Source organism: Jannaschia sp. M317 (genome assembly GCF_025141175.1).
Lineage (GTDB): Bacteria > Pseudomonadota > Alphaproteobacteria > Rhodobacterales > Rhodobacteraceae > Jannaschia.
This window is the reverse complement of the sequence record NZ_CP081155.1, coordinates 549,296-575,824: the sequence shown is the minus strand read 5'-3', so window position 1 is coordinate 575,824 and position 26,529 is coordinate 549,296. Positions and strand designations below refer to the sequence as shown.

The 26,529-nt window shown below is 64.6% G+C and carries 25 protein-coding genes and 1 tRNA gene; 15 read left to right on the top strand and 11 right to left on the bottom strand.

Features of this window, described 5'->3' with window-relative positions; translation table 11 throughout:
• Positions 1 to 120 precede the first annotated feature (120 nt).
• From K3551_RS03030 to K3551_RS03020, 3 genes are read left to right on the top strand one after another with little or no spacing between them, the layout of a single operon-like run.
• On the top strand, positions 121 to 1,131 hold the full coding sequence (locus K3551_RS03030) for a glycosyltransferase family 2 protein (protein ID WP_259917566.1): 1,011 nt from the start codon (positions 121 to 123) through the stop codon (positions 1,129 to 1,131).
• Entirely contained in the window at positions 1,128 to 2,810 is a 1,683-nt protein-coding gene (locus K3551_RS03025; protein ID WP_259917565.1) for a beta-1,6-N-acetylglucosaminyltransferase, read from the top strand. The genes K3551_RS03030 and K3551_RS03025 overlap by 4 nt, the downstream gene beginning before the upstream one ends.
• Complete coding sequence (locus K3551_RS03020; protein ID WP_259917564.1) at positions 2,800 to 4,203, top strand: sulfotransferase domain-containing protein; 1,404 nt, start codon at positions 2,800 to 2,802, stop codon at positions 4,201 to 4,203. Before K3551_RS03025 ends, K3551_RS03020 begins: the two co-directional genes overlap by 11 nt.
• Before the next feature lie 4 nt (positions 4,204 to 4,207).
• On the opposite strand, the gene K3551_RS03015 is transcribed toward K3551_RS03020, so the two are convergent.
• From K3551_RS03015 to K3551_RS02985, 7 genes are all read right to left on the bottom strand, one after another.
• Entirely contained in the window at positions 4,208 to 4,672 is a 465-nt protein-coding gene (locus K3551_RS03015) for a PTS sugar transporter subunit IIA (protein WP_259917563.1), read from the bottom strand.
• A 31-nt stretch (positions 4,673 to 4,703) separates the two neighbouring features.
• The gene (gene hpf / locus K3551_RS03010; RefSeq protein ID WP_259917562.1) at positions 4,704 to 5,279 is read right to left on the bottom strand and encodes a ribosome hibernation-promoting factor, HPF/YfiA family; all 576 of its coding nucleotides are present in this window, start codon (positions 5,277 to 5,279) and stop codon (positions 4,704 to 4,706) included.
• 189 nt (positions 5,280 to 5,468) lie between these two features.
• Positions 5,469 to 6,233: an LPS export ABC transporter ATP-binding protein gene (lptB, locus tag K3551_RS03005; RefSeq protein WP_259917561.1), complete on the bottom strand. Its 765-nt coding sequence runs from the start codon at positions 6,231 to 6,233 to the stop codon at positions 5,469 to 5,471.
• Complete coding sequence (gene lptA / locus K3551_RS03000; RefSeq protein WP_259917559.1) at positions 6,230 to 6,706, bottom strand: lipopolysaccharide transport periplasmic protein LptA; 477 nt, start codon at positions 6,704 to 6,706, stop codon at positions 6,230 to 6,232. Before lptA ends, lptB begins: the two co-directional genes overlap by 4 nt.
• 10 nt (positions 6,707 to 6,716) lie before the next feature.
• On the bottom strand, positions 6,717 to 7,319 hold the full coding sequence (lptC, locus tag K3551_RS02995; RefSeq protein ID WP_259917558.1) for an LPS export ABC transporter periplasmic protein LptC: 603 nt from the start codon (positions 7,317 to 7,319) through the stop codon (positions 6,717 to 6,719).
• Between the two features lie 12 nt (positions 7,320 to 7,331).
• Complete coding sequence (locus tag K3551_RS02990; RefSeq protein WP_259917555.1) at positions 7,332 to 7,946, bottom strand: ribonuclease D; 615 nt, start codon at positions 7,944 to 7,946, stop codon at positions 7,332 to 7,334.
• Between the two features lie 63 nt (positions 7,947 to 8,009).
• A tRNA-Leu gene (locus K3551_RS02985) sits at positions 8,010 to 8,096 on the bottom strand.
• A 217-nt stretch (positions 8,097 to 8,313) separates the two neighbouring features.
• Between K3551_RS02985 and K3551_RS02980 the strand changes: the two genes are divergently transcribed.
• Both K3551_RS02980 and K3551_RS02975 read left to right on the top strand, forming a co-directional pair.
• Positions 8,314 to 9,297: a complex I NDUFA9 subunit family protein gene (locus tag K3551_RS02980; protein WP_259917554.1), complete on the top strand. Its 984-nt coding sequence runs from the start codon at positions 8,314 to 8,316 to the stop codon at positions 9,295 to 9,297.
• A 50-nt stretch (positions 9,298 to 9,347) separates the two neighbouring features.
• Entirely contained in the window at positions 9,348 to 10,742 is a 1,395-nt protein-coding gene (locus K3551_RS02975; protein WP_259917552.1) for an MATE family efflux transporter, read from the top strand.
• Here the strand turns inward: K3551_RS02975 and K3551_RS02970 are convergent.
• A complete protein-coding gene (locus K3551_RS02970; protein WP_259917550.1) occupies positions 10,727 to 11,533 on the bottom strand; it encodes an undecaprenyl-diphosphate phosphatase in 807 nt (268 codons plus the stop codon). The two genes, K3551_RS02975 and K3551_RS02970, sit on opposite strands and share 16 nt — an antisense overlap.
• A gap of 209 nt (positions 11,534 to 11,742) precedes the next feature.
• On the opposite strand from K3551_RS02970, the gene K3551_RS02965 reads away from it, so the two are divergent.
• The 8 genes from K3551_RS02965 to K3551_RS02930 all read left to right on the top strand — a co-directional run bounded on the left by K3551_RS02965 (position 11,743) and on the right by K3551_RS02930 (position 22,756).
• Positions 11,743 to 13,206, top strand: coding sequence for an NAD(P)-dependent oxidoreductase (locus K3551_RS02965; protein WP_259917549.1), 1,464 nt, complete (start codon positions 11,743 to 11,745; stop codon positions 13,204 to 13,206).
• Positions 13,207 to 13,317: 111 nt separating this feature from the next.
• Entirely contained in the window at positions 13,318 to 14,025 is a 708-nt protein-coding gene (locus K3551_RS02960) for a hypothetical protein (protein ID WP_259917548.1), read from the top strand.
• A gap of 54 nt (positions 14,026 to 14,079) precedes the next feature.
• The gene (gene gltB / locus K3551_RS02955) at positions 14,080 to 18,579 is read left to right on the top strand and encodes a glutamate synthase large subunit (RefSeq protein ID WP_259919440.1); all 4,500 of its coding nucleotides are present in this window, start codon (positions 14,080 to 14,082) and stop codon (positions 18,577 to 18,579) included.
• 191 nt (positions 18,580 to 18,770) lie between these two features.
• Entirely contained in the window at positions 18,771 to 19,502 is a 732-nt protein-coding gene (mtgA, locus tag K3551_RS02950; RefSeq protein WP_259917547.1) for a monofunctional biosynthetic peptidoglycan transglycosylase, read from the top strand.
• Between the two features lie 31 nt (positions 19,503 to 19,533).
• A complete protein-coding gene (locus K3551_RS02945) occupies positions 19,534 to 20,199 on the top strand; it encodes a glutathione S-transferase family protein (protein WP_259917545.1) in 666 nt (221 codons plus the stop codon).
• Between the two features lie 151 nt (positions 20,200 to 20,350).
• Positions 20,351 to 21,313, top strand: coding sequence for a tRNA epoxyqueuosine(34) reductase QueG (queG, locus tag K3551_RS02940; protein WP_259919437.1), 963 nt, complete (start codon positions 20,351 to 20,353; stop codon positions 21,311 to 21,313).
• Entirely contained in the window at positions 21,313 to 22,179 is an 867-nt protein-coding gene (locus tag K3551_RS02935) for an SDR family oxidoreductase (protein WP_259917542.1), read from the top strand. The genes queG and K3551_RS02935 overlap by 1 nt, the downstream gene beginning before the upstream one ends.
• Before the next feature lie 208 nt (positions 22,180 to 22,387).
• Entirely contained in the window at positions 22,388 to 22,756 is a 369-nt protein-coding gene (locus K3551_RS02930) for a L,D-transpeptidase family protein (protein WP_311199756.1), read from the top strand.
• A 72-nt stretch (positions 22,757 to 22,828) separates the two neighbouring features.
• Here the strand turns inward: K3551_RS02930 and K3551_RS02925 are convergent, their stop codons facing one another.
• On the bottom strand, positions 22,829 to 23,338 hold the full coding sequence (locus K3551_RS02925; protein WP_259917539.1) for a CAP domain-containing protein: 510 nt from the start codon (positions 23,336 to 23,338) through the stop codon (positions 22,829 to 22,831).
• A 212-nt stretch (positions 23,339 to 23,550) separates the two neighbouring features.
• Here K3551_RS02925 and K3551_RS02920 point away from each other — a divergent pair, with 212 nt between their 5' ends.
• Positions 23,551 to 24,150, top strand: a complete 600-nt coding sequence (locus K3551_RS02920) for a L,D-transpeptidase family protein (protein WP_259917538.1) — start codon at positions 23,551 to 23,553, stop codon at positions 24,148 to 24,150.
• 150 nt (positions 24,151 to 24,300) lie between these two features.
• The gene (locus tag K3551_RS02915) at positions 24,301 to 24,483 is read left to right on the top strand and encodes a hypothetical protein (protein ID WP_259917536.1); all 183 of its coding nucleotides are present in this window, start codon (positions 24,301 to 24,303) and stop codon (positions 24,481 to 24,483) included.
• Between the two features lie 189 nt (positions 24,484 to 24,672).
• Here K3551_RS02915 and K3551_RS02910 read toward each other — a convergent pair whose 3' ends face one another.
• Positions 24,673 to 25,785 (bottom strand): site-specific DNA-methyltransferase, encoded by a 1,113-nt coding sequence (locus K3551_RS02910; protein WP_259917534.1) that lies wholly within the window; start codon positions 25,783 to 25,785, stop codon positions 24,673 to 24,675.
• 111 nt (positions 25,786 to 25,896) lie between these two features.
• Positions 25,897 to 26,523 (bottom strand): ribonuclease HII, encoded by a 627-nt coding sequence (locus tag K3551_RS02905; RefSeq protein WP_259917532.1) that lies wholly within the window; start codon positions 26,521 to 26,523, stop codon positions 25,897 to 25,899.
• Positions 26,524 to 26,529: the final 6 nt, after the last annotated feature.

Genomic DNA, 26,529 nt, shown 5'->3' with positions numbered 1-26,529 from the left:
TCACAGCAAGGTTTCTGTGCAAAGAGGCCCCAACACCGCCGCATTTCCCCCGTATCGGAAACAATACCAGATCCGGGTGCGGCCGTGGCTGCGCCCCGCAGGAAAGGAAGATGGGCAACGATGGGGATGCTGTCCTCTTATCGGATGCGTCTGAGGCGCAAGTATTGGCGCGCGCGGGCCATGGCCAAGCGCGGTCAATTGTCCCCCGTGGCCGATCGCACCGCCGCGATCGGGCGCGCCGATCTGCTGTCGTTCACGACCGTGCGCAACGAACGCATCCGCCTGCCCTATTTCCTGGACTACTATCGCCGCCAGGGCATCGACCACTTTCTGTTCGTCGACAACGGCAGCAAGGATGGCACCCGCGAATACCTGGCCGAACAGGCCGACGTGTCGGTCTGGACCACGGACGACAGCTACAACCGCTCTGCCTTTGGGGTGGATTGGCTGAACTGGCTGCAACGCAGACACGGGGCGCGGCATTGGTGCCTGACGGTCGATGTGGATGAATTCTTTGTCTATCCGTTCTGTGACACCCGGCCCCTGCGCGCCTTGACCGACTGGCTGGATGCGTCGCAGGTCCGGTCCTTTGGTGCGATGCTGCTGGATATGTATCCCAAGGGCCCGGTCACGCAGCACCCCTATCGCGAAGGCCAGAACCCCTTCGAGATCGCCAGCTGGTTCGACGCGGGCAACTATCTGTATGAACGCAATCCGACCTATTGGAACCTTTGGATCCAGGGGGGCGTGCGGGCGCGGATGTTCTTTGCCGACCGTCCGAAACAGGCCCCCGCGCTCAACAAGGTGCCGCTGGTGAAATGGGCCCCGGAATACGCCTATGTCAGCTCGACCCACGCGCTTTTGCCGCGCGGGTTGAACCAGACCTATGACACCGGTGGCGGTGAAAAGGCGACCGGTGTCCTGCTGCATGCCAAGTTCCTCAGCCTGTTCGTCGATCGCGCCGCCGAGGAAGCCGCGCGGGGCGAGCATTATCGCGCCGGCACCGAATACCGCGCCTATGCCAGCGAACTGGACGAGGATCCCGACCTCTGGTGCAAATGGTCGGAACGCTACATCAACTGGCGCCAGTTGGAGATTCTGGGCCTGATGTCGAAAGGGAACTGGGCATGACCCTGGGCTTTGTCCTTTTGGTGCACACCGCGTTCGAGCGCGCCGAACAGGTCGCCCGCCATTACGCGGCGGCGGAGTGTCCCGTGGTGATCCACGTGGACGCCAAGGTCGGGCAGGGCGTCTATGACGGCTTTCGCAAACGGTTGGCCGATGTGCCCTTGGTACAGTTCAGCGCGCGCACACGGGTCGAATGGGGCACCTGGTCGTTGGTTGCCGCGACACAGACGGCGGTGGCGCAGCTGTTGTCCGTGTTCCCGCAGGTGCGCCACGCCTGTCTGGCCAGCGGATCCTGCCTGCCCCTGCGCCCCGTCGGAGAGTTGCGGGAGTATCTGGATGCCCACCCGGACACCGATTTCATCGAAAGCGTGACCATCGACGACGTCGCCTGGGCCATCGACGGCCTGGAGGCGGAGCGGTTCACCCTGCGGTTTCCGTTTTCCTGGCGCAAACACCGGCGCCTGTTCGACGTCTATACCGATCTGCAACGCCGTCTTGGCCTGAAACGCCGTATCCCCGAAGGCGTGACACCGCATCTGGGCAGCCAATGGTGGTGCCTGACCCGGCAGACCCTGGAGGCTGTGCTGACCGCGCCGGACCGCGCCGCGATGGACCGCTATTTTGCCCGTGTCTGGATCCCGGACGAAAGCTATTTCCAGACCCTTGCGCGTCGCTATGCGCGCCGGATCGAAAGCCGGTCGCTGACGCTGTCGAAATTCGACGTGCAGGGCAAGCCGCACATCTTCTACGACGATCACCTGCAACTGCTGGAACGTTCCGATTGCTTTCTGGCGCGCAAGATCTGGCCGCGGGCCGATCGGCTTTATGATACCTTCCTCGACCCCGCACGCCCGGCGGAACGGGTCGCGGAGCCGAACCCGGGCAAGATCGACCGCGTGTTTTCGCGGGCCAATGAACGCCGTGATCTGGGCCGGGCTGGACTGTATAATCAGGGACGGTTTCCCCGTGCCGGCCGGGAAAACGGGCTGACCTGCGCGCGCTATGCCGTGTTTTCCGGGTTCCAGGACCTGTTCGACGGCTTTGACGCCTATCTGGCGCGACGGATCGGCGGGCGGGTGCATGGGCGGCTTTATCATCCCGACCGCGCGCAGTTCGCAGGTGCAGAGACGGTCCTGAACGGGTGCCTGCCCGACAGCGCCGCGCTGCGCGATTACCGGCCTACGCAGTTCCTGACCAACTTGCTGTGGTCGACGCGCGGCGAACGGCAGAGCTTTCACTATGGGCCGGGCGACACGCCCGGGATCACCGATTTCATGCTGCGGGACGCCAATGCCACGTTGTGCATCGTGTCGGGGGCCTGGGCCGTTCCGCTGTATCAATCCGATCGGCCCTTCGACGAGGTCCGCGCCGAGATTGCGCGCCTGCAGCAGGCCGAAATGCTGTTTCTCGCCAAACTGCGCAAACCGGGGGTTGCCGCGCGGGTCCACCAATGGACGCTGGCCGATTTTTCCGTCGCCCCGACCGACAAGTTGGAGGAGGTGCTGGACGAGATCGGCGGCCCGTCCGCGCGCCGGGGTCTCTCGGCTCCGCCGATGCGGGACCTGTCGGGCCTGCCCGAGTTCCTGCAACAGCTGCGCAATGCCGGGTTGAAGCCCACGGTGATGGGCGATTTTGCCGCCACCCGTGCCCTGCCGCGTGCCGGGGGTGGTCGTGCCCGCTAGGTTTGATGCTTTCGTCGTGTTCGCTGAAATGCGCACCGGGTCGAACCACCTGGAGGCGTCGCTGTCCGCGTTGTCGGACGTCACCGCCTACGGAGAGATCTTCAATCCGGTCTTTCTGGGCGCGCACAATCGGGACGCGTTGTTCGGCATGGACATGGCAGCGCGCGAGGTCGATCCCCTGCCGTTGCTGGACCTGATCCGCGCCAATACCGACGGCTTGCCCGGCTTTCGGTACTTTCACGACCACGATCCGCGGGTTCTGGACACGATCCTCGACGACCCGCGCACCGCCAAGATCGTGCTGACCCGCAATCCGCTGGATGCCTATGTCTCGCTGGCGATTGCCCGGCAGACGGGACAATGGCGGTTGACCAATCCCAAGATGGCCAAGGCTGCGCAGGCCCGGTTTGACGGCGCGGAATTCGACGCGTTGCTGGCGGCGCAACAAGGCTTCCGCGACCTGATCCAGACCCATTTGCAGCGCACGGGCCAGACCGCGTTCTGGATCAGCTATGAACAGATTGGGGACCTGGATATCCTCAACGGCCTTGCCGCCTTTCTGGGCAGCGCGGATCGGCTGGCCGAGGTGCCTGGCAAGCTGAAGAAACAGAACCCCGGCCAGACCGCCGACAAGGTTGAGAACGCCGATGAGATGCGCGCCCATCTGGTCCGTCTGGATCCGTTCCAGCTGTCCCGTTCAACGCATCTGGAACCGCCTCGCCCGGCCGATGTCGCACCCCTCATGGCCGCCGCCGAAAGCCCGCTGTTATGCCTGCCCCTGCCGGGGGGGCCGACCGCGGCGCTGCGCGACTGGATGACCCGGCTGGACGGTGCCCCCCCGCACGAAGGCCTGAAGGAGCGGGAGCTGCGGCCCTGGATGCGCAAGGCCAAGGGTTTCACCAGTTTTACCGTTCTGCGCCACCCTCTGGCACGGGCCCATGATGCCTTTGTCGAGGTGCTGACCGGCAAGGGGCCAGAGGCGAACACGATCCGGCGGATCCTGACCAATCAACATGGCGTCGCCCTGCCCGCAGGACCAGAGCCGGAGGCCCATGCCGCCGGATTTCTGGGGTTCCTGACGTTCCTCAAGGCCAACCTGAACGGCCAATCGGCCCTGCCCGTGAAACCCATATGGGCGTCGCAGGCGGAAACGCTGGCGGGTCTGGCGCAGGTCGTCTTGCCGCAGCGGCTGATCCGGGAAACGGATGCACAGGCCGATCTGGACGGGCTGGCCCAGCGGGTCGGACGGGCGCCACAACCGCTGATCCTGGAACGGCCCGGATCGGGGCCGACCCTGCTCCAGATCTATAGACCCGAACAGGACGACGCGGTCATCGACGCCTATCGGCGCGACTTCTTTCAGTTCGGCTTCCGCCGTTGGAAGAACAGCTAGGGGATCAGGCCGCTTCGGAGGCCTGCGATTCCGTCAGAAGCGTATAGAGGATTGCCGGATCCACATTGGCCCGCAACTTGGCGCAGAGCCCGGTATCGCGCAATGTCCGCGATACCAGTGCCAGCGCCTTCAGGTGGGCCACCCCCGCGCCTTCGGGCGCGAACAGGGCAAAGACCAGATCGACCGGCTTGCGATCCATCGAATCGAAATCCAGCGGCTGATCCAGGCGCAGGAAAACCCCGTGCACCCGGTCCAACCCGCTGAGCCGCGCATGGGGCAGGGCGACACCGCCGCCCACGCCCGTGGGGCCCAATGCTTCGCGATCCTGAAGCGCGGTGAACGCGTCTGGTTGTTCCAGCCCGTGCACCTGCTGGGCGATGTCGGCCAGGTCGCAGAACAGCCGCTTCTTGCTGCTGACCTTCGGCAAATGCCGTACCGATCCTTGGGTAAGGATGTCGTTCAACTGCATGATCGTTCCCTGTCCTGCCTGCCCCGGTCGGCTATGCCCCGCTTGCTGTTGCAGGGTCGATCCAACCGACGTTTCCATCTTCGCGTCGATACACGACATTTACACCGCCACCCTTCTCGTTTTTGAAAACGAGCACTGGGGCACCGGCCAATTCCATCTGCATGACCGCCTCTCCGACAGACAGGGAGGCGATCTTCGTCTCCATCTCTGCCACGATCATAGGTTGAAGCGTATCGGGCTCCGCGTCCTCCGCCTCGGCGGCGAGGATATAAGAAGAGCCACCGGAAACTTCAACCGGCTGCGCGCGGTCCTGGTGATGGTTCTTGAGCCGGCGCTTGTAGCGGCGAAGCTGTTTTTCCATCTTCTCGGCGGAACTGTCGAAGGCGGCGTAGATTTCCGTTGCCTTGGCCTTGGCCGTGGCGGTCAGGCCGGTCGACAGATGCACGGTCGCTTCGCAGACGAATTCATGTGCCGACTTGGAAAACGTCACCTGGGCATCGGTCGGGCGACCGGCGTATTTTTCCATGACTGCGCTGAGCTGCGTTTGCACGTGAGTTTGCAGGGCTTCGCCGATGTCGATCTGCTTTCCGGTGATCTGGTAGCGCATGAGTCCTCCTGAGACGGGGTAGGGGTTCAGCCTAGGATTTAGGTTGAAGATCTGGGCACCGAGCCGCGTGGTGCGCGGCGGTTGTCGCATGCGTCCCGGCGGGCGAGACAAGGGCATGAGAGCGGGGCTCCATCCTGTGATTGGGCTACGGATAGGGTGGGGAAGTCAACGAAAATCGCGGGGCCTGCGTTAACGCGCGAAGCTTTCGCCAAGGTAGACGCGCCGCACGTTATCGTTTGACACGACCTCATCGGGGGTGCCCGACATCAACACGCCGCCATCGTGCAGGATGTAGGCGCGGTCCACGATTTCAAGGGTTTCGCGCACGTTATGATCGGTGATCAAGACGCCGATGCCACGCGACTTCAGCTCGACCACTAGGGCGCGGATATCGCCCACCGCGATCGGGTCGACCCCCGCAAAGGGTTCGTCCAGCAGCAGGTAGCGGGGTTTGGCCGCCAGGCAGCGCGCGATTTCCACCCGGCGACGTTCGCCCCCCGACAGCGCCAGCGCCGAGGCCCGGCGCAGGTGCTGAATGTGGAATTCGCCCAGCAGCTCCTCCAGCCGTTCGCGGCGGCGGTGACGCTTGGGCTCGGCCACCTCCAGGATGGCCATGATGTTCTGCTCGACCGTCAGCCCACGAAAGATCGACATCTCTTGTGGCAGATAGCCGATTCCCGCCTTGGCGCGGCGATACATCGGCAGCCAGGTGACGTCTCGCCCATCCAGGCTGACCTTGCCCCCATCAGGCGTGACCAGTCCGGCGATGCAATAAAACGTCGTTGTCTTGCCCGATCCGTTCGGCCCCAGCAGGGCGACGACCTCGCCGCGCGCCAGATCCATCGAGACGTCGCGAATGACGGGCCGCTTCTTGTAGGACTTGCGCAGGTTGCGAATCCGCAGCCCTCCGTCGCCCTCCGTCACGCGGAGCGTTTCAGGTCCGGTGTCTGTCACGGTTGCAACGTGGTCCGCACGCGGCCCGACACCGTGCCCGCCCCCGAGGTCAGGTTCACCGTCAGACGATCGCCCGCCAGGGTGCTGCCCGCCTGGGTCACCACAACGTCGCCGGTCATCAGGATGTCGGACGTGCCCAGGACATAGGTCGCCGATTGTCCCTGGGCCGCATCGTCGCCAGCGACGATCAGCACATCGCCCTCGGCGTTCAACCGCTCGATCCGGCGGTCGCCGTCGCCTTCGGCATAGTTCACGATCACCCGTTGGGCCGACAGACGCAGGTCGCCCTGGGCGATCACCACGTTGCCGGTCAGCACCGCGCGGCCCGTGGCCTGATCCACCTCCAGCTCATCCGCTGCCACCTCGACGGGGGCGGACCGGTCGAAGTCGCCGCGCCCGAAACCGACATCAGTCTGCTGGGCGATCACCGGGGTGGTCAGCAGCAGGACAATGGCGAGGGCACGAAACAACATGAGCAAGATCCTAGTCGGTTGGCGGTGTATAGACCAACTCTACCCCGCCGGTGAAGAGCAGGCGCTGCGATCCTTCTTCATCCTGGTTCACGCGCATCTCATCGGCGCGCAGGCCCCCCAGTGGGCCGTCGCCGACCACACCCCCGGTGGCGCGGATGTTCAGGGTGCCTAGCGTCCCCTCCAACCGGGCGGTGGTCAGGCGGAAACCGGTCGTGGTGGTCACCTGCACGTTGCCATCCAGGGTGATATGCCGCGCGGCGGTGTCGACCCGGCCCATGTCGGCCTGCACCATGACTTCGCCCCCGCTCATGTCGATCAGGTCCAGAACGACCTGGTCCGCCTCCATGATGCGGGGGTCGGCGGCGTCGGGGCGGGCGGTGTTTGCGGACAGCGCGAATTCCGTCCCTTCGCGCGAGACGCCGGCAAAGCGGGGGGCGGTCAATTGCTGGTCGCGGGCCCGTTCGGACACGTCGACATCGGCAAAGGGAATCGCATCGTCGGGATTCACCGTCCGGGCCAGCAGGAACAACGTCGACAAGAGCGCAAGCGCCGTCACCGGCAGGATGACGCGCCCGGCCCGGACCAGAGGGGTATGATAGCTGTCTGCGACCATGCCCGTGGCCTATCACGAATGGGCAAAGATGTCCGTCTCGGGATAGCCGATCAGGTCCAGCTTCGCGCGTGTCGGCAGAAAATCGAAACAGGCCTGGGCGATGTCGGCCCGATCTTCGCGGATCAGGCGGGCGTCCAGCTTTTCCTTGAGACGGTGCAGATACAGCACGTCCGACGCGGCATAGGCCATCTGCGCGTCGGTCAGTGTCTCGGCCCCCCAGTCGGAGGTCTGCTGCATCTTGGAGATGTCTTCCTGCAGCAGCTCCTGCAGCAGGGCCTTCAGGCCGTGGCGGTCCGTATAGGTGCGCACCAGACGGCTGGCGATCTTGGAACACCAGACCGGCTGGGCCAGCGCGCCGAAGGTGTGAAACATCGCGGCGATGTCAAAACGACCATAGTGGAACAGTTTCAGAACCGAGGCATCGTTCAGCACCGCCTCCAGGTTCGGAGCAGAGGTCTGGCCCTTGCCCACCTGCACCAGATGCGCGTTGCCGTCGCCGCCCGACAATTGCACCAGGCACAGCCGGTCCCGGTGCGGGTTCAGGCCCATGGTTTCGCAATCGATGGCGACGCCATTCGGAAACGACAGTCCGTCGGGCAGGTCGCACTTGTGCAGGGTGATGGTCATCGGGGGCACCTCCTGAAACGCGAATGCCCAGCACGGAGGCTGGGCAATTCGTGTGGTAGACCGTGGTGCCCAGGAGAAGACTCGAACTTCCACTCCCTTGCGAGAACTGGCACCTGAAGCCAGCGCGTCTACCAATTCCGCCACCTGGGCATCCACGGTGGGCGGTGGGTAGCCCCGGCTGCGGATGGTGTCAATCGGACTTTTGCGGATTTTTTCGTGTCGGCGGTCGGGGGTCAAAATCTTGGAAGATTTTGATCAAATCCTTCGAAGGATTTGACTTCGACACGGCTGCGGGGGCAGCCGCACTTGAATCGCGGTGCCGGGTGCCGCAGAAGCAGGGGCATCACGGCCAGCCAGGGGTCCTATCATGTCTAAGCTCGTCACCATCTTCGGCGGTTCCGGATTCGTCGGGCGCTACATTGCGCGTCGCATGGCCAAGGATGGCTGGCGGGTGCGGGTTGCCGTGCGGCGCCCGAACGAGGCGCATTTCGTCCGCGTCTACGGGTCTGTCGGTCAGGTCGAGCCGGTCTTTGCCAACATCCGCGATGACGCCAGCGTCGAGGCGGCGCTGATGGGGGCGGATGCCGTCGTCAACTGCGTCGGCATCCTGGCCGAAAGCGGCAAGAACAAGTTCGACGCCGTCCAGGCCGAGGCACCGGGCCGCATCGCCCGGATCGCCTCCGCCATGGGCGTCGCGCGTATGGTTCAGATCTCGGCCATCGGCGCGGATGCCGAAAGCGAGAGCGATTATGCCCGCACCAAGGCCGAGGGGGAGGCCGCCGTTCTGGCCCATATGCCGGGCGCGATGATCCTGCGCCCCTCGATCGTGTTTGGGCCCGAGGATGACTTCTTCAACCGGTTCGCCGGCATGGCCCGGATGCCGAAGGTGATTCCGGTCGTGGGGGGCGCGACGAAGTTCCAACCCGTGTTTGTCGACGACGTCGCCGCCGCAGCCGTGCAGGGCGTCACCGGTCAGGCCCCCGGCGGCATCTACGAGCTGGGCGGCCCCGACGTGCACAGCTTCAGGGATCTGATGCGTCTGATGCTGGATGTGGTGCGCCGTCGCGCGCTGCTGCTGCCGGTGCCGTTCGTTGTCGCGCGGGTTCTGGCCTGGGGGCTGGATCTGGCGCAGACGGTGACCGCGGGTCTGCTGCACAACGGCACGCTGACCCAGGATCAGGTCCGCAACCTGGCGCAGGACAATGTCGTCACCGGCACCCTGCCGGGGTTCGAAGCCTTGGGCATCCGGCCCACCACATTGGACGCGGTGCTGCCGGACTATCTGTGGCGGTTCCGTCCCTCGGGCCAGTATTCCGAGATCAAGGAAAGCGCCCGCAACCTGAAGACCTGAGGAACCATGCCCGCCCTGACGGGTTCGGTGACGAGCGAAGGGGACGGGGCATGGCCAAAGGCGGACGCGATCTGACGGAAGGCCCGGTCTGGAAGGCCATTGCCGTGATGTCCCTGCCGATGATGCTGGGCATTCTGGCCGTAATCTCCACGGGTCTGGTGGACGCCTATTTCCTGGCCAAGATCTCGCCCGAGGCGCTGGCGGCGGTGGGCTTTGTCTATCCGGTGACGACGGCCATCGCCTCGCTGTCGGTTGGGCTGTCCGCGGGGTCGAGCGCGATCATCTCCCAGGCGATTGGCCGCCGCGACAGCGATGATGACGTCACGCGCCGAGGGCTTCATGCGCTGGGCCTGGGTCTGGTGCTTGCGTCGTTGGCTTCGCTGATCTTCTGGCTGCTCGACAAACCGCTTTTCGCGGCATTGGGGGCCGAGGGCGCGGTGTTGGACGCCGCCCTGCGCTACACGCCGATCTGGGCAATGGCCTTTCCGTTTCTCGTGTCGATGATGCTGATCAACGCGGTGTTTCGGGCGCATGGCAATGGCACGACCTCTGCCGTGGTGATGATGGCCTCGGCCTTGGTGAACGTCGGCACGACACCGGTGTTCATCCTGGGCCTGGGTCCGGCGCCGGAAATGGGCGTCGCGGGCGCGGCGCTGGGAACGCTGGTGGCGATGTTGACGGGATCTGTCGTCGCTTTCTGGCTGGCGTGGCGGGATGGTATTCTGAAACCCTGCGAAGCGCCGATGCGCGATCTGTGGCGGAACGCCCGCGCGGTGGCGTCAATCGGGGCCCCGGCGGCGACCTCCAATGCGATCAATCCGGCGGGGATGGCGTTGGTGACGGCGGCGGTGGCGACGGTGGGCACGGCGGCAGTCGGCGGTTTTGGCGCGGCGACGCGGGTGGAAAGCGTGCTGGCCGTGCCCCTGCTGGCGTTGTCCGCCGGGATCGGCCCCGTGGTCGGCCAGAACTGGGGCGCGCAAAAGAGCGAGCGTGCGCAGCTGGCGCTGCGCCTTTGTCTGTGGTTCGCGGTCGGCTATGGGCTGGCGGTTGCGGTGGTGCTGACGCTGTTTGCCGTGCCCATCGCTGCGGCCTTTGGCGCAGGCGAAGACAGCACGGAAGCGGCCGCGCTGTACCTGCGGGTCGTTGGTTGGTCGCTGTTCGGCTTTGGCATGTTGGTGACGGGGAATGCGTCGCTGAATGCGATTTCGCGGTCGGGCTATGCCATGGGCCTGTCGCTGGCACGGGTGCTGGCGATCTATGTCCCGTTGGCCTGGGGCGGCGTGATGGTGTTCGGCTATCCCGGCATTCTGGGGGCTGCGGTCGTGGCGAACCTGTTCGGGGCCTGGGCTGTCCTGGTGGCCGGGCGGGCGACCGGGTTGCTGTCCAGGGATCTGCCGGGGGTCATTGGCGCGGCGCGGCGGTTGCCGGCCTATGCGGCGGAATAGGCCCAGATCAGAAGGGCCGACCCCAGGATGATTCGGTAGATGACGTAAGGCGTAAAGCTGACCGAGCGCAGCAGCCGCATCATCAGGTGCAGCGCGGCCAGTGCGGCGACAAAGGCGAACCCAGCGGCAATGGCCCCGTCGCGTGCAAGCGCTGCGTCCGCATCCCCGATCACCTCCAGCGCCAGCAACGTGCCCGAGGCCAGGATCGTCGGGATCGACATCAGCATTGCGATCCGCGCGGCCTCGGACCGGTCATACCCCATGGCGCGGGCGCCGGTGATCGTGATGCCGGACCGGGACGTGCCGGGAATCAGGGCGACAGCCTGCCAGAGACCCATCTTGATGGCCTCGGACAGGGACCAGTCGGCGATGGTCTTGGACTGCGTCCCCCGCCGGTCGAACCACCACAAAAGCAGCCCGAACAGCAGCGTCGTCCAGCCGATCAACGTGACAGAGCGGAGGACATCGGTCCCGATCGTGAGTTTCAGGGCCAGTCCCGCAAGGACGACGGGCACAGTGGCGATGGCCAATCCCGCGGCGAGCCGTTCCTGCGGCCCCCAACGGCCGCGCAGCAGTCCCGCGGTGCCCTGCAAGGCGGCTGCGACATCGGACCGGAAATAGACGACAACGGCCCCAAGCGTGCCGACGTGGACGGCAACATCGAGGAAGGCCCCCTGATCCTCCAACCCGGTCAATGCGGGCAGCAGAATCAGGTGACCCGAAGACGAGATCGGCAGGAATTCGGTAACGCCCTGCAAGGCGGCGAGGAGGAGGAGATGCCAGAGGGACATGATGCTCGATTCGGTCTGTTTTCCGCAGTGTGAACAGCCCCGTTCAGAAGGGGAAGCCGCATGATAATTCCGAATCGGTCCTAAATTTCAGCGGATTGCCCAAAAATGTCACCCAACTATCACAAGAAACGTTCAAATAGGTCAGCATTGCTGACTTTTACTCCGGCGTTCCCTTTCGTATAGGAGGTTTCGCCTACCAGGAGGGACCGATGGCCTCGAACAAGATGCTCCGCTTTGTGACCGTGGACCGGCAGACCCCCGAAAAGCGGGATGCCGAGGTGCGCACCGATGACTTTGGCGAGATCTACCGCGAATTTGCCGCCGAACGCGCGGCAGAGCAAGCCGGACGTTGTTCCCAATGCGGCGTGCCCTACTGCCAGAGCCATTGCCCGCTGCACAACAACATCCCCGATTGGCTGCGCCTGACCGCCGAGGGCCGCCTGCGCGAAGCCTACGACATCAGCCAGGCCACCAATACCTTTCCGGAGATCTGTGGCCGGATCTGTCCGCAGGATCGCCTGTGTGAAGGCAACTGCGTGATCGAACAATCGGGCCACGGCACCGTCACCATCGGTGCGGTCGAGAAATACGTCACGGACACCGCCTTTGATGCGGGTTGGGTGCCTGCCATCGCGCCACACACCGAACGGGCCGAAAGCGTCGGCATCATCGGTGCCGGCCCCGGTGGTCTGGCCGCCGCGGATATGCTGCGCCGTGCCGGTGTTCAGGTGACGGTCTATGATCGCTACGACCGCTCCGGCGGGTTGATGATGTACGGCATCCCCGGCTTCAAGTTGGAGAAGGACATCGTCGAGCGGCGCAATCAGCAGCTCGAAGAGGGCGGCGTGACCTTCCGCCTGAACTGCGAGGTCGGCACCGACATCACCTTCGACGAAATCCGCGACGCCCATGATGCCGTCATCATCGCCACCGGTGTCTACAAGTCGCGCGAACTGGACGGCGACAACGCGGACGCCCAAGGCGTTGTGCGGGCGCTGGACTATTTGACCGCGTCCAACCGCAAGAGCTTTGGCGATGCGGTCGCGGACTTTGACAACGGTGACCTGGACGCCGAGGGCAAGCGCGTCGTGGTCATTGGCGGCGGCGACACCGCGATGGACTGCGTCCGCACCGCCATCCGCCAGGGCGCGACCAGCGTGAAGTGTCTGTACCGTCGCGACCGTGCCAACATGCCCGGTTCGCAGCGCGAAACGCAGAACGCCGAAGAAGAGGGCGTCGAGTTCATCTGGCTGACAGCCCCCGCCGGGTTCGAAGCCGCCCTGGCCGAGGCCAAGACCGGCGGTGCCGCCGTCAGCGGCGTCAAGGTGCAGCGTATGAAGCTGGGCGAAGCCGATGCCACCGGTCGTCAGACGCCCGAGATCATCGAGGGCGCCGACTACGTCGAAGATGCCGATCTGGTCATCAAGGCGCTGGGTTTCTCGCCCGAGGATCTGCCGACGCTGTGGTCCAAGCCAGAGCTGGAGGTGACCCGTTGGGGCACCGTGAAGGCCGATTTCCGCACCCACGAGACGCCGCTGGACGGGGTCTATGCGGTAGGCGACATCGTGCGCGGCGCGTCGCTGGTGGTTTGGGCCATCCGCGATGGGCGCGAAGCGGCCGAGGCGATCCTGGAAAAGCTGGATGCCAAGGGCGCGGTCATCGCCGCGGAATAAGCCTGAGAACCTCCGGGTGATCCGGGGGTGATCCACGTCGGATCCGGGTCCGACGTCTTTGATCCCGAAACGTCAGTTTTGCTGACCTGAACCCGAAAGACCGCGATCCGCATGATGACGCCGATCCAGACGATCTATCGCGACGAGGCGCTGGCGCTCCGCTGGTTGCCCGGGTCGTCGTCGCGTCTGGTCGTCGTCTTCACCGGGTTGAAGTTGTCGGTGGGCGGCGAATCGCTGGACGAATTCGCGGGCTCGGTGACCGAGGGCGGGACCAACAAGGTGCTGTTCGTGACCGACCGTCGGGCGACCTGGTACGCCGCCCCGGGCCTGTGGTCGCGGATTGTCGAGATGGTCGAGGATGTCTGCGACGCGGAACGGGTGGACGAGGTGCTGAGCCTTGGCAATTCCATGGGTGGGTATGGCGCATTGCTGCTGGCCCGCGACCTGGAGGTGCGGCGCGCGGTCGCCTTTGCGCCTCAGGTCACGATGGACAAACATCTGCTGGACGATGTGCGTTGGCCGGACGTCGCGACCGTCTGGGGACCGCTGCCCGTGCCCTGCATCGGTGACACGATTGCCGGGACGAAAACCGAATACCTGGCCCACGCCGGGTCCAACGCGCCGCAGGACGTGGCGCATCTGGACCGGCTGCCGGTTCACCCGCGCCTGTACCGGCGGGTCTGGCCGCGCGGGCGGCACAATCTGGCCCGCAGCCTGAAGGACGCGGGCCTTCTGAAAGACGTGATTTCCGCGTCGCTCCGGGGCGATCACCCCCGGATCGACGCGCTCTATGACACCTACGCCAATGCGGCGGCCTGACGGAGTATCGACATGACCCACTATTTTACCGAATGGGAACGCCAGCAGGTCGAGATGCGCACCAAGCTGGAGGGCACGAGCCTGTACCACCAGGAATCCGAGCATTCCTCCTGTGGGGTCGGGCTGGTCGTGGACATCAACGGGCGCAAGTCCCGCAAGGTTGTCGAGGCCGGGATCAACGCGCTCAAGGCGATCTGGCACCGGGGCGCGGTGGATGCCGACGGCAAGACCGGTGACGGCGCGGGCATCCACGTCGAGATTCCGGTCAAGTTCTTCTACGATCAGGTCCGCCGCACCGGGCACGAGCCGCACGCCGATCAATTGCTGGCCGTGGGCCAGGTGTTCCTGCCGCGCAATGATTTCGGCGGGCAGGAAACCTGCCGGACGATCGTGGAAACGGAAGTCCTGCGGATGGGCTATTACATCTATGGCTGGCGGCATGTGCCGGTGAACATCGACGTGCTGGGCGAAAAGGCCAACGCCACCCGGCCCGAGATCGAGCAGATCCTGATTTCCAACGTCAAGGGCGTCGACGACGAAGCCTTTGAGCGCGATCTTTACGTGATCCGGCGCCGGATCGAAAAGGCCGCGATCGCAGCCCAGATTCCGGGCCTATACCTGGCGTCGTTGTCGTGCCGGTCGATCATCTACAAGGGCATGATGCTGGCCGAGCAGGTCGCGGAATTCTATCCCGACCTCAAGGATGAGCGGTTCGAGAGCGCCTTTGCGATCTATCACCAGCGCTATTCCACCAACACCTTCCCGCAGTGGTGGTTGGCGCAGCCGTTCCGCATGCTGGCGCACAACGGCGAGATCAACACGCTCAAGGGCAACGTCAACTGGATGAAGAGCCACGAGATCCGCATGGCCTCGTCGGCCTTTGGGGACAACGCCGCGGACATCAAGCCGATCATTCCAAAGGGGTCGTCGGATTCGGCCGCGCTTGATTCCGTGTTCGAGGTGCTGGTGCGCGCCGGGCGCAATGCGCCCATGGCCAAGACGATGCTGGTCCCCGAATCGTGGTCGCAGGCCGCGGTTGAACTGCCGGATGCCTGGCGCGACATGTATGCCTATTGCAACGCCGTGATGGAGCCGTGGGACGGCCCCGCTGCCCTGGCCATGACCGACGGGCGCTGGGTCTGCGCCGGACTGGACCGCAACGGCCTGCGCCCGATGCGCTATACCGTGACCGGTGACGGCCTGCTGATTGCCGGATCCGAGGCGGGGATGGTCCCCGTCGACGAGGGCACCGTGGTCGAAAAGGGCGCGCTTGGCCCCGGCCAGATGATCGCGGTCGACATGAAGGAGGGCCGCCTGTTCCACGACACCGAGTTGAAGAACAAGCTGGCGGGCGCGCATCCGTTCGGCGACTGGGTGGAGCGGATCACCGACCTGGAGCAGGTGACCGGCGGCGTCTCCGAGACGGCGATCCACAACGGCGAGGAACTGCGCAAGCGGCAGATCGCCGCCGGCTATTCCATCGAGGAGCTGGAGCAGATCCTGGCCCCCATGGCCGAGGACGGCAAAGAGACGCTGGCGTCCATGGGTGATGACACGCCCTCGGCGGTCCTGTCCGAGAAGTATCGCCCGCTGTCGCACTTCTTCCGGCAGGCGTTCAGCCAGGTGACCAACCCGCCCATCGATAGTCTGCGCGAATTCCGGGTGATGAGCCTGAAGACGCGGTTCGGGAACCTCAAGAACGTGCTGGACGAGGATGGGTCCCAGACCGAGATCCTGGTGCTCGACAGCCCCTTTGTGGGCAACGCCCAGTTCCAGGCGATGTTCGAGCATTTTGCCGAATCCGTCGTGACCATCGACTGCACCTTCCCTGCCGGTGGCGAAGCCGGGCAACTGAAAGCCAACCTGGAACGGATCCGGGCCGAGGCCGAGGATGCCGTCCGGTCCGGCGCGGGGCATCTTGTTCTGACCGACCGCATGCAGTCCGAGGACCGCGTGCCGATGCCGATGATCCTGGCCACCAGCGCGGTGCATTCCTGGCTGACGCGCAAGGGGCTGCGGACGTTCTGTTCGCTGAACGTGCGGTCGGCGGAATGTATCGACCCGCATTACTTTGCGGTGCTCGTCGGTTGTGGTGCCACCACGGTGAACGCCTATCTGGCGCAGGACAGCCTGGCCGACCGGATCGAAAAGGGGCTGCTGGATTGCACCCTGACCGAGGCCGTCGCCAAGTATCGCGCCGCCATCGACGCGGGTTTGTTGAAGATCATGGCGAAGATGGGGATCTCGGTGATTTCCTCCTATCGCGGGGGTCTCAACTTCGAGGCGGTGGGCCTGTCGCGCGCCATGGTCGCGGATTACTTCCCCGGAATGCTGAGCCGGATTTCCGGCATCGGCACCAATGGCCTGCAAAGGAAGGTGGAGGAGGTCCACGCCCGCGGCTGGCTGTCGTCCACGTCCAACGTCCTGCCGATCGGCGGCTTCTACAAGGCGCGCCGTTCTGGCGAAAAGCACGCCTGGGAAGCGCAGACCATGCACATGCTGCAGGCCGCCTGCGACCGCGGATCCTATGAGATCTGGAAGCAGTTCAGCCACGCGATCCGCGCCAACCAGCCGATCCACCTGCGCGACCTGCTGGCGGTCAAGCCGCTGGGCAAGCCGGTGCCGTTGGAAGAGGTCGAGAGCATCACCGCGATCCGCAAGCGGTTCGTGACGCCTGGGATGTCGCTGGGCGCGCTGTCGCCTGAGGCGCACAAACTGCTCAACGTGGCGATGAACCGGATCGGGGCAAAGTCCGATTCCGGTGAGGGCGGCGAAGATCCCGCGCATTTCGTGCCCGAGCCGAACGGCGACAACCCGTCGGCCAAGATCAAGCAGGTGGCGTCGGGGCGCTTCGGTGTGACCGCCGAATACCTCAACCACTGCGAAGAGTTGGAAATCAAGGTCGCGCAGGGCGCCAAGCCCGGCGAAGGTGGACAGTTGCCCGGCATGAAGGTCACCGACCTGATCGCGCGGCTGCGGCATTCGACCAAGGGCGTGACGCTGATCTCGCCCCCGCCGCACCACGACATCTATTCGATCGAGGACCTGGCGCAGCTGATCTACGACCTCAAGCAGATCAACCCGCGCTGCAAGGTGACGGTGAAGTTGGTGGCAAGCTCGGGCGTGGGTACGATTGCCGCCGGCGTGGCCAAGGCCAAGGCCGACGTCATCCTGATCTCTGGGCACAACGGCGGCACCGGCGCATCGCCCGCGACGTCGATCAAATACGCGGGTCTGCCGTGGGAGATGGGCCTGACCGAGGCGCATCAGGTTCTGGCGATGAACAAGTTGCGCGAACGCGTGACCCTGCGCACCGATGGCGGCCTGCGGACCGGGCGCGACATCGTCATGGCCGCGATGATGGGGGCCGAGGAATACGGCATCGGCACCGCCGCGCTGATTTCGATGGGCTGCATCATGGTGCGGCAGTGTCAGTCGAACACCTGCCCCGTCGGCGTCTGCACCCAGGACGAGGCGCTGCGCGCCAAGTTCACGGGCACGGCGGACAAGGTCGTGAACCTCATCACATTCTACGCGCAGGAGGTTCGCGAAATCCTGGCCGAGATCGGCGCGCGGTCGCTGGATGAGGTGATCGGGCGCGCAGACCTGCTGACGCAGGTGTCGCGCGGATCGGCCCATCTGGACGATCTGGACCTGAACCCGTTGCTGATCACCGTCGATGGTGCGGACAAGATCACCTATGATCGCACCAAGCCGCGCAATGCCGTGCCCGACACGCTGGATGCGCAGATCGTCAAGGACGCAGCCCGTTTCCTCAATGACGGCGAAAAGATGCAGCTGTCCTATGCGGTGCAGAACACCCTGCGGACCGTGGGCACGCGGACCTCGTCGCATATCGTGTCGCAGTTCGGCATGCGCAATGGCCTGCAACCCGACCACCTGACGGTGAAGCTGCAGGGGTCCGCCGGGCAATCGCTGGGGGCCTTTGCGGCACCGGGCTTGAAGATCGAAGTGTCGGGCGATGCCAACGACTATGTGGGCAAGGGCCTGTCGGGCGGCACGGTCGTGGTGCGACCGACGATGGATTCGCCTCTGAAGGCGGATGAAAACACCATCATCGGCAACACGGTGCTTTACGGGGCCACCGACGGGTTTCTGTTCGCGGCTGGCCGCGCGGGAGAACGGTTCGCGGTGCGCAACTCGGGCGCGTCGGTGGTGATCGAGGGCTGCGGGTCGAACGGCTGTGAATACATGACCGGCGGCGTGGCCGTGATCCTGGGCAGCATCGGGGCCAACTTTGGCGCCGGCATGACCGGCGGGATGGCGTATCTCTATGATCCGGAAGGCAAGGCCCCGCCGGTGATGAACATGGAAACGCTGGTGACCTGTCCCGTGACCGTCGCCCATTGGGAAGCGCAGCTGCGCGCCCTGGTGGAGCGTCACGCCGCCGAAACCGGATCCCGAAAGGCCCGCCTGATCCTGTCGGATTGGGAGGCGGAGGTCGGCAACTTCCTGCAGGTTTGCCCGAAGGAAATGCTGATCCACATCCCGGTTCCCCTGTCCGAAGAAGCAGGGGCGATCCCGGCGGAATGAAGGGCCGCGTCGGGCTCGGACAGGCGCTGCCTGCCCTCGCCCGACGCGCGCTGTCGCGGGACCGGTTGCAGGTCTGTGCGGCTGGAGAAGATCCGGGGCACCTGTTCCAGCCGTGTGACGATTCCCGCGCGCCTGGGCGCGCAGGCAGCACCCGGTCTTGACCCGGAGGCCAATCGCCGTTTGGTGGATGCATGGCGAAGCGGGCGAGCAGAAAGAAAACAAAAGCGGCGGGCCTGCGGGCGCGCGTGACGGGTGGCCTGCGCCGGGCCGTGCGGCTGATGCTGCGTGCGGGGCTTGTTCTCGTGGCGCTGCTGGTGCTTTGGGTCGCGTCCTATCGTTGGATCGACCCGCCAACCACGCCCTACATCTGGTCGGAAAGCGCGCGTTTGGGCGGGGTGGAGCGGGTCTGGGTCGATATCGATACCATGGCCGAGGTTCTGCCGCGGGCCGCGGTGGCCGCCGAAGATGCGAATTTCTGTCTGCATTGGGGATTCGATGTCGATGCCATTCGCGAGGCGATCGAAGCGGGCGCGAACCGGGGCGCCTCTACCATCAGTCAGCAGGTCGTGAAGAACGCCTTTCTTTGGCAGGGGCGGTCGTGGCCGCGCAAGGCGTTGGAGGCGGGGCTGACGCCGTTGATGGAGCTATTCTGGCCCAAACGGCGCATTCTGGAAGTCTATCTGAACATCGCCGAATTCGACGAGGGCGTGTTCGGTGTCGAAATGGCGGCACGGAACTATTTCGGGCGCGGGGCCTCGGCGGTGACTGCGCGGCAGGCGGGTCTGCTGGCGACGGTGTTGCCGAACCCGAAAGAACGGGACGCGGCCGCGCCGACCTCGTTTCTGTCGCGGCGGGCCAATTCCGTCGCTGACGGAGCGGCAACGATCCGCGCCGACGGCCGCGCCGCTTGTTTCGAGGATTGAAACCGCCCGCGCCACGGGGCATTCCGGGGCCATGATCCAACTCTATCACTTCGCGCTCTCTCCGTTCTGCCGCAAGGTGCGGCTGACGCTTGCCGAAAAGAAGATGGAAGTCGTGCTGGAGCCGTTGCCCTATTGGGAAGCCGGGTCGGAGTTCCTGCGGATGAACCCGGCGGGCAAGGTGCCCGTGTTGCGGATGGACCGGCTGATCCTGTCGGACAGTCAGGCGATCTGCGAATACATCGAGGAAACCATGCCCGAGCCGCCGCTGATGCCGCGTGACCCGGAGAAGCGGGCCGAGGTGCGCCGTCTGGTGGCCTGGTTCGATGACAAGTTCCACGCCGAGGTGACGTCCAAGCTGGTCTATGAGCGGATCAACAAGAAGCTGACGCGGCAGGGGTATCCCGACGGGACCAACGTCAAATCGGGCGTGAAGGCGATCAAGTTCCATCTGGATTACATGGGCTGGCTGCTGGACCAGCGGCGCTGGCTGGCGGGACCTGACATGACGCTGGCGGATTTCGCCGCAGCGGCGCATCTGTCCTGTCTCGACTACAGCTCGGACGTGGATTGGAACCGGAACGCAGGCGTGCGGGACTGGTACGCCAAGATCAAATCGCGGCCGGCCTTTCGGTCGATCCTGGCGGATGTGGTGCCCGGATTCCGGCCCGCGCCCCACTATGCGGACCTGGATTTTTGAGGTCTGCGCCTTGGCATGTGCGTCGTGCCTGGGGTGGGTATTTGACGCCCCCTGATGCACGGGGGTGTGCGTTTCCTTTGACGCCGGGTTGCTTTTGGACGGGCTGAAGGCGCGGTTGCGGGCGGAGGCGTTGGACGCGGGGTTCGTGTCCATGGGGGTCTGCCGTCCTGACGCGGCACCGGAGAGCGCGGCGCGCCTGCGGAGTTTTCTGGAGGCAGGGCGGCACGGGCAGATGGGTTGGATGGCCGAGCGGGAGGGCTGGCGCGGCAGTGCCGCCGCGCTTTGGCCCGACGCACGCTCGGTCGTGATGCTGGCTCATTCCTATGCGCCAGATCATGATCCCCTGACCGACCTGAAGGACGGGGCAAAGGGCGCGGTCAGCGTCTATGCCCAGGGGCGGGACTATCACGACGTGGTCAAGAAGGCGCTGAAGCGCGTCGCGCGTTGGATGGTGGCCGAGACGGGTTGCGAGGTGAAGGTTTTTGTCGATACCGCGCCGGTGATGGAAAAACCCTTGGCCCAGGCCGCCGGGATCGGCTGGCAGGGCAAGCACACGAACCTCTTGTCGCGGGACTTTGGAAACTGGGTCTTCCTCGGGGCGATCTTTGCAACCGAGGCCTTGGCACCGGATTCCCCTGAGGCGGAGCATTGCGGATCGTGCCGGCGCTGTCTGGATGTCTGTCCGACCGATGCCTTTCCGGCCCCGTTCCAACTGGATGCACGGCGCTGCATTTCCTATCTGACGATCGAGCACCGGGGGCCCGTCGATCCTGCGCTGCGGCCGGGACTGGGCAACCGGATCTATGGATGCGACGACTGCCTTGCGGTCTGTCCGTGGAACAAGTTCGCCGTCACGGCCTCGGACATGCGCTATCACGGGCCGCATCGCGCGCCGGATCTGGCGGATCTGGCGCGGCTTGACGATACCGGGTTCCGGGCGCGTTTTTCCGGGTCACCGATCAAGCGGATCGGGCGGGATCGGATGATCCGGAATGTGTGCTATGCCATCGGCAATTCGGGTCTGGCGGCGCTGAAACCGGTGGTGCAGGACTTGTGTGAAGACGCGGATGCGGCGGTGGCGGATGCGGCCCGCTGGGCGGTAGAGAGGCTCTGATGTCGGTTCTGTTGAGTTTCGGGCATGGCTATTCGGCGCGGGCGCTGACGCCCCAGTTGCTCGCGGGCGGGTGGGAGGTGATCGGAACCACCCGCACCCAGGAAAAGGCAGACGCGTTGCGCGACGAGGGGGTGACGCCTGTCTTGTTCGGGGCAGATATCGACGACGCACTGGCGCGCGCGACGCATATTCTGGTCTCTGCCGGGCCCGGGCCGGAGGGGGACCCGGTACTGGCGGCCTATGACGCGGCGCTGCGCACGGGTCTTCGGCCCGGACAGTGGGTCGGCTATCTGTCGACGACCGGCGTCTACGGCGACCACGGCGGGGGCTGGGTCGATGAGGACACGCCTCTGACCCCCGCCACGCGGCGCGGGCAACTGCGCGTGACCGCAGAGGCGGCGTGGCACAAACTGGCAGAGCACACCGGCGCGGCCTTGCATGTGTTCCGGCTGGCCGGGATCTACGGACCGGGACGCGGACCCTTTGCCAAGGTGCGCGCGGGCACGGCGCGGCGGATCGTCAAACCGGGGCAGGTGTTCAGCCGGATCCATGTGGACGACATCGCTCAGGTGTTGGCAGCGTCGATCGCGCGTCCCGATCAGGGCGCTGTCTACAACCTTTGCGACGACGATCCGGCCCCGCCGGAGGATGTCATCGCCCATGCGGCAATGCTGTTGGGGATGCCGCTGCCACCGGTCGAAGATTTCGCAACGGCTGAAATGACGCCCATGGCCCGCAGTTTCTATGCCGAATCCAAGAAAGTGCGAAACGACCGGATCAAGCGCGACCTTGGCATCTCTCTGATCCACAAGGACTACCGCTCCGGCCTTGCGGTATTGCTACGACATGAGGAAAATTCGTCGTAACAGGGATATTTTTTTAATTGCGCGAATCTGGTATGCTTGGGTTCGGACAGTGAACCAAAAAAAATCAGGTCAACAGGTCATGCATAGATTTACTCGACGGGCAGCCATCGCCGGCGGCCTTTCTCTGCTCGGCGCATGCGGGCAGAAATTCGTTCCCTATCGCGGGCCGGAGGTCACGAAGATCGAGGTCCACAAGGAACACCGGCGAATGTTCCTGATCCACAACACCAGTGTGTTGGAACATTACCGCGTGCAACTGGGCTTTACCGCCGAGGGTCACAAGCAGTTCTATGGCGACGGCAAGACGCCCGAAGGACGATACCACATCAATCGCCGCAATCCCGAAAGCAGCTTCTTTCTATCGGTCGGGATCGACTATCCCAACGCCCGTGACCGCGCCTTTGCGGCGGCCAAGGGCAAGAACCCGGGTGGCGACATCTTCATTCATGGTTGGGGTCCGGAAAAACGCGACCCGCATCACGATTGGACCGCGGGTTGCGTGGCCGTCACGAACCACGAAATGCAGCAGGTCTATGCGATGGTGCAGAACGGCGTCCCGGTCGACATCTACGCCTGACGCCTTCGGTTTCCGACAAAACAGGTGCGCGCCGATGAAGTTCGGGGCGCACAGTCGTGTTCGAAGATCAGATCAGGTGCCGACGTCGAGCGTGTACCAGATCTTGCCGTTCGGTTCCTGAAAGAAGGCAAAGCCCATGCGACGGGCATCCGGGTCCAGAATCACGCGGCGGGGACCGGGTTCCTGCATCCAGGCCGCGATGGTTTCCAGTTCGCTTTCGAAGGTCTCGGAAATGGCTTCGCCCAGGAATTCTCCGCTGAACCCGACGCGCCGGGTGCGGTCGATCGGCGAGGATCCGTCGGATCCAAAATGCCAGGGGCGGTTTTGCAGGGACATGTCGCGGGAATGCGTCTCGGCGGCGGCGTTCAGCGCGGCGCTCAGCTCCAGCGTGCTGAGCCCGGCCCCCTGACGCAGAGCGTTGATGGCGTCGAGCGCCCGGAATGGGATGCGCCGGGCGTCGGTCCCGGAAATACGATAGAGTTTCGGCAAGGGTCTGCCGTCGGGGCCAAGGGTGGGCGGCGGCGGTGCGCAGGCGGCAAGCGCCGTGCCAGCCAGCAGAGTCAGGGCGTAACGACGGTTCATTGTGCAGGTCTTCCAAGCATTGTTTCCTTGGACCTAGCGCGGAGCGGGTCGCGACGCAAATCCTCGTGATGACAGAAATGTAACTGCAAGGTACCGCCGGTCCACCAGGGGTGGTGTTGCTTTTCCCGATCATGCCATTCAACCTGCAACCGCTTGTCTCAGACGTCAGTCCGGTTCCGCGGGACTCCGGAACGTCGAAAGGGAGATTTTCTATGGCTCGATTAAAGATACACATCAGCCGCCGGTCCTTTCTTGCGACCGGTGCCGCCGCGTCGGCTGTTCTGGCGACGCCGGCGTTGTCGCAACAATTGCCGGATACGGTTCAGAACCGATCCGAGATTTCGGCGACGACCCGTCACAACATCTCGGCCTTCCGTCGGATGCAGTGGGAACCGCATTTCGACAGCCTGCGCAACGGGGCGATTCTGGTCGATATCGACAGCCGCGCCCTGCACCTTTGGCAAGAAGACGGCACGCATCACCTGTATCCGTCATCTGTTCCGCAGTCCGAGGATCTGACGCGGCGCGGTCGCACGCGGATCGTCCAGAAGGTGGTCGGTCCGTCCTGGCGGCCGACGCCCAACATGCTGCGCCGCAATCCGGAGTGGCCCACGGTCATCGGTCCGGGGCCGGACAACCCGCTTGGATCCCACGCGTTGTACCTCGGGTGGACGTATTACCGGATTCACGGCACCCACGACACGCGCAAGATCGGTCGCCGGTCGTCGTCGGGCTGCATCGGCCTCTACAATGAGCATATCGCCGAAGTGTTTGACATGACAAAGGTCGGCACGCAGGTGTTGCTTATTTGACGGCACTCGGTAGCCTGCTCGAATGACCGTTTGACTTAACATTGCAAAGCCTTGCCTGACCTGTTTAACGAGTCAGACGAGGTACAGTCTTGGGTGCCATATGGTGTGGCAACTGTCGCCTCACCGATGGCGTATCTTGGAGGATATCCTATGAAGAAACTCGCACTCGCCGCCGCTCTGTCGGTCGCTGCTACCACTGCTTTCGCTGGCAACATCGCGCCCGCCCCGGTTGAGCCGGTCGTCATCGTCGAGGACACCTCGTCCTCCGCCGGTGGCATCCTGGTTCCGCTGCTGGCGCTGGTTCTGCTGGCCGCTGCTGTGGCTTCCGACTGAATTCAGCCGGATCTACCTACTAGGAAAGCGCGCCCCCCGGGGCGCGTTTTTCGTTTGCGGCATCCGGTTTCCTGATCCGGTCCCGCGTAAAAAAGAACCCCTGAACCCGACAGGCGGGAACAGGGGTTTAAGTTGCACCCGCCGGACATTGGACAGCAGGTGCAGGCGGTAACTTGTTGTTGGTGTTCGCTAGCTCAGGCGCTTGCCGGCCATCTCGTCGCGGATCTGCTGGCGCAGCATGTCGATCGGCACGCGTTTGCCTTCACGTTTGAAGTGCCAGTAGGTCCAGCCATTGCAGCTGGGCGCGCCCTCATAGGCCGCCCCGACCTGGTGGATCGAACCTTTCACGTCCTTGCCGGCAAGCGTGCCATCGGCGCGGACCTTGGCGCGATGCCGACCGTTGCCGGACAACAGCTCTTCTCCGGGGCGCAGCATGCCGCGTTCGACCAGGGTGCCAAAGGGCACGCGGGGTTCGGCCCGTTTGGAGGTCGTGACCTCCAGCGCGGCTTTTTCATAGGGGCGGACGTCGGCAATGCGCGCGGCGGCCAGGTCGCGATACTCGGCCTCGCGCTCGATGCCGATGAAGTGGCGTCCCATCATCTTGGCGACGGCACCCGTCGTACCGGTGCCGAAGAACGGGTCCAGCACCACATCGCCGGGGTTGGTCGATTGCAGAAGCACACGGTGCAGGAGCGCCTCTGGCTTTTGGGTCGGATGGGCCTTTTCGCCGCGCTCGTTCTTGAGCCGTTCGTGCCCGGTGCAGATCGGGAACGTCCAGTCAGACCGCATTTGCACGCCTTCGTTCAGGGCCTTCATCGCCTCGTAGTTGAAGGTGTATTTCGATTTTTCCGACTTCGAGGCCCAGATCATCGTCTCGTGGGCATTGGTCAGCCGTTTGCCGCGAAAATTCGGCATCGGGTTGGTCTTGCGCCAAACCACATCGTTGAGAATCCAGTAGCCTGCGTCCTGCAACGATGCACCCACGCGGAACACGTTGTGATAGCTGCCGATGACCCAGATCGCGCCGTCGGGCTTCAGAATCCTCCGGGCGGCGCGCAGCCAGTCACGGGTGAACTGATCATAGGCGGCAAAGCTGTCGAACTGGTCCCAGTGGTCGTTGACGGCGTCCACGGCGGAATTGTCGGGACGGTGCAGATCGCCCTTGAGCTGCAGGTTATAGGGCGGATCGGCAAAGATCAGATCGACCGAGTTTTCGGGGAGGGCGTCCATCGCTGCCACGCAGTCGCCGGACAATATTGTATCGAGCGGAAGCGCCTGCGCCTCCGGGGTAGATCTTGCCATGTCTGTCGCCTCATTGACGCCCTCTTTGGGGTCGTCTTGTTGTTATGAGGCCAAGATGACGGGCTGTTAGTTAATGGTCCACAGGGTGGCTGTGTCAGAATTGGGGCAGGGCTACGGACACAACATCTTGCGTATGGGGGCAAAGGACCGCCGATGATGTTGTGTCACGCCAAGGATGCGAAGACCTTCTTGATGGGCCGCCGTGCCGTAGCCCGCGTTTCGTTCCCAGCCGTAGCCGGGGAATTGTTGCGCCAGGGCCACCATGCCTTGATCCCGCCTTGTTTTGGCCAGAACCGATGCTGCCGCGATGGACAATGACCGCCCATCGCCACCTTTGATCACATCTCGGGGGCAAATCACCCAGGCGGGGCAGTCGTTTCCGTCAATCAACAAATGATCGGGCTGTTGCGGCAAGGACTCAACCGCGCGGCGCATGGCCAGATGGGTCGCCTGGCGGATGTTGAGGCGGTCGATCTCCTCCACGCTGGCCTCGCCGAAGCCCACGTCGCAACAGGCCTGCAACAGAGGCACCAGGGCTTCGCGGCGCTTGGCCGTCAGCTTCTTGCTGTCGTTGAGGCCCGCAGGCGCGGGGCCGCGCAGGACCGCGGCACAGGCCACGACCGGCCCGGCCCAGGGCCCGCGCCCCACCTCGTCGACGCCCGCGATGATCCGGGCCCCCTGTGCGGATGCGGCGGTTTCGAAGCGAAGGTCGGGGGCAGGGGGCGGTGTGCGTGACATGGCAGA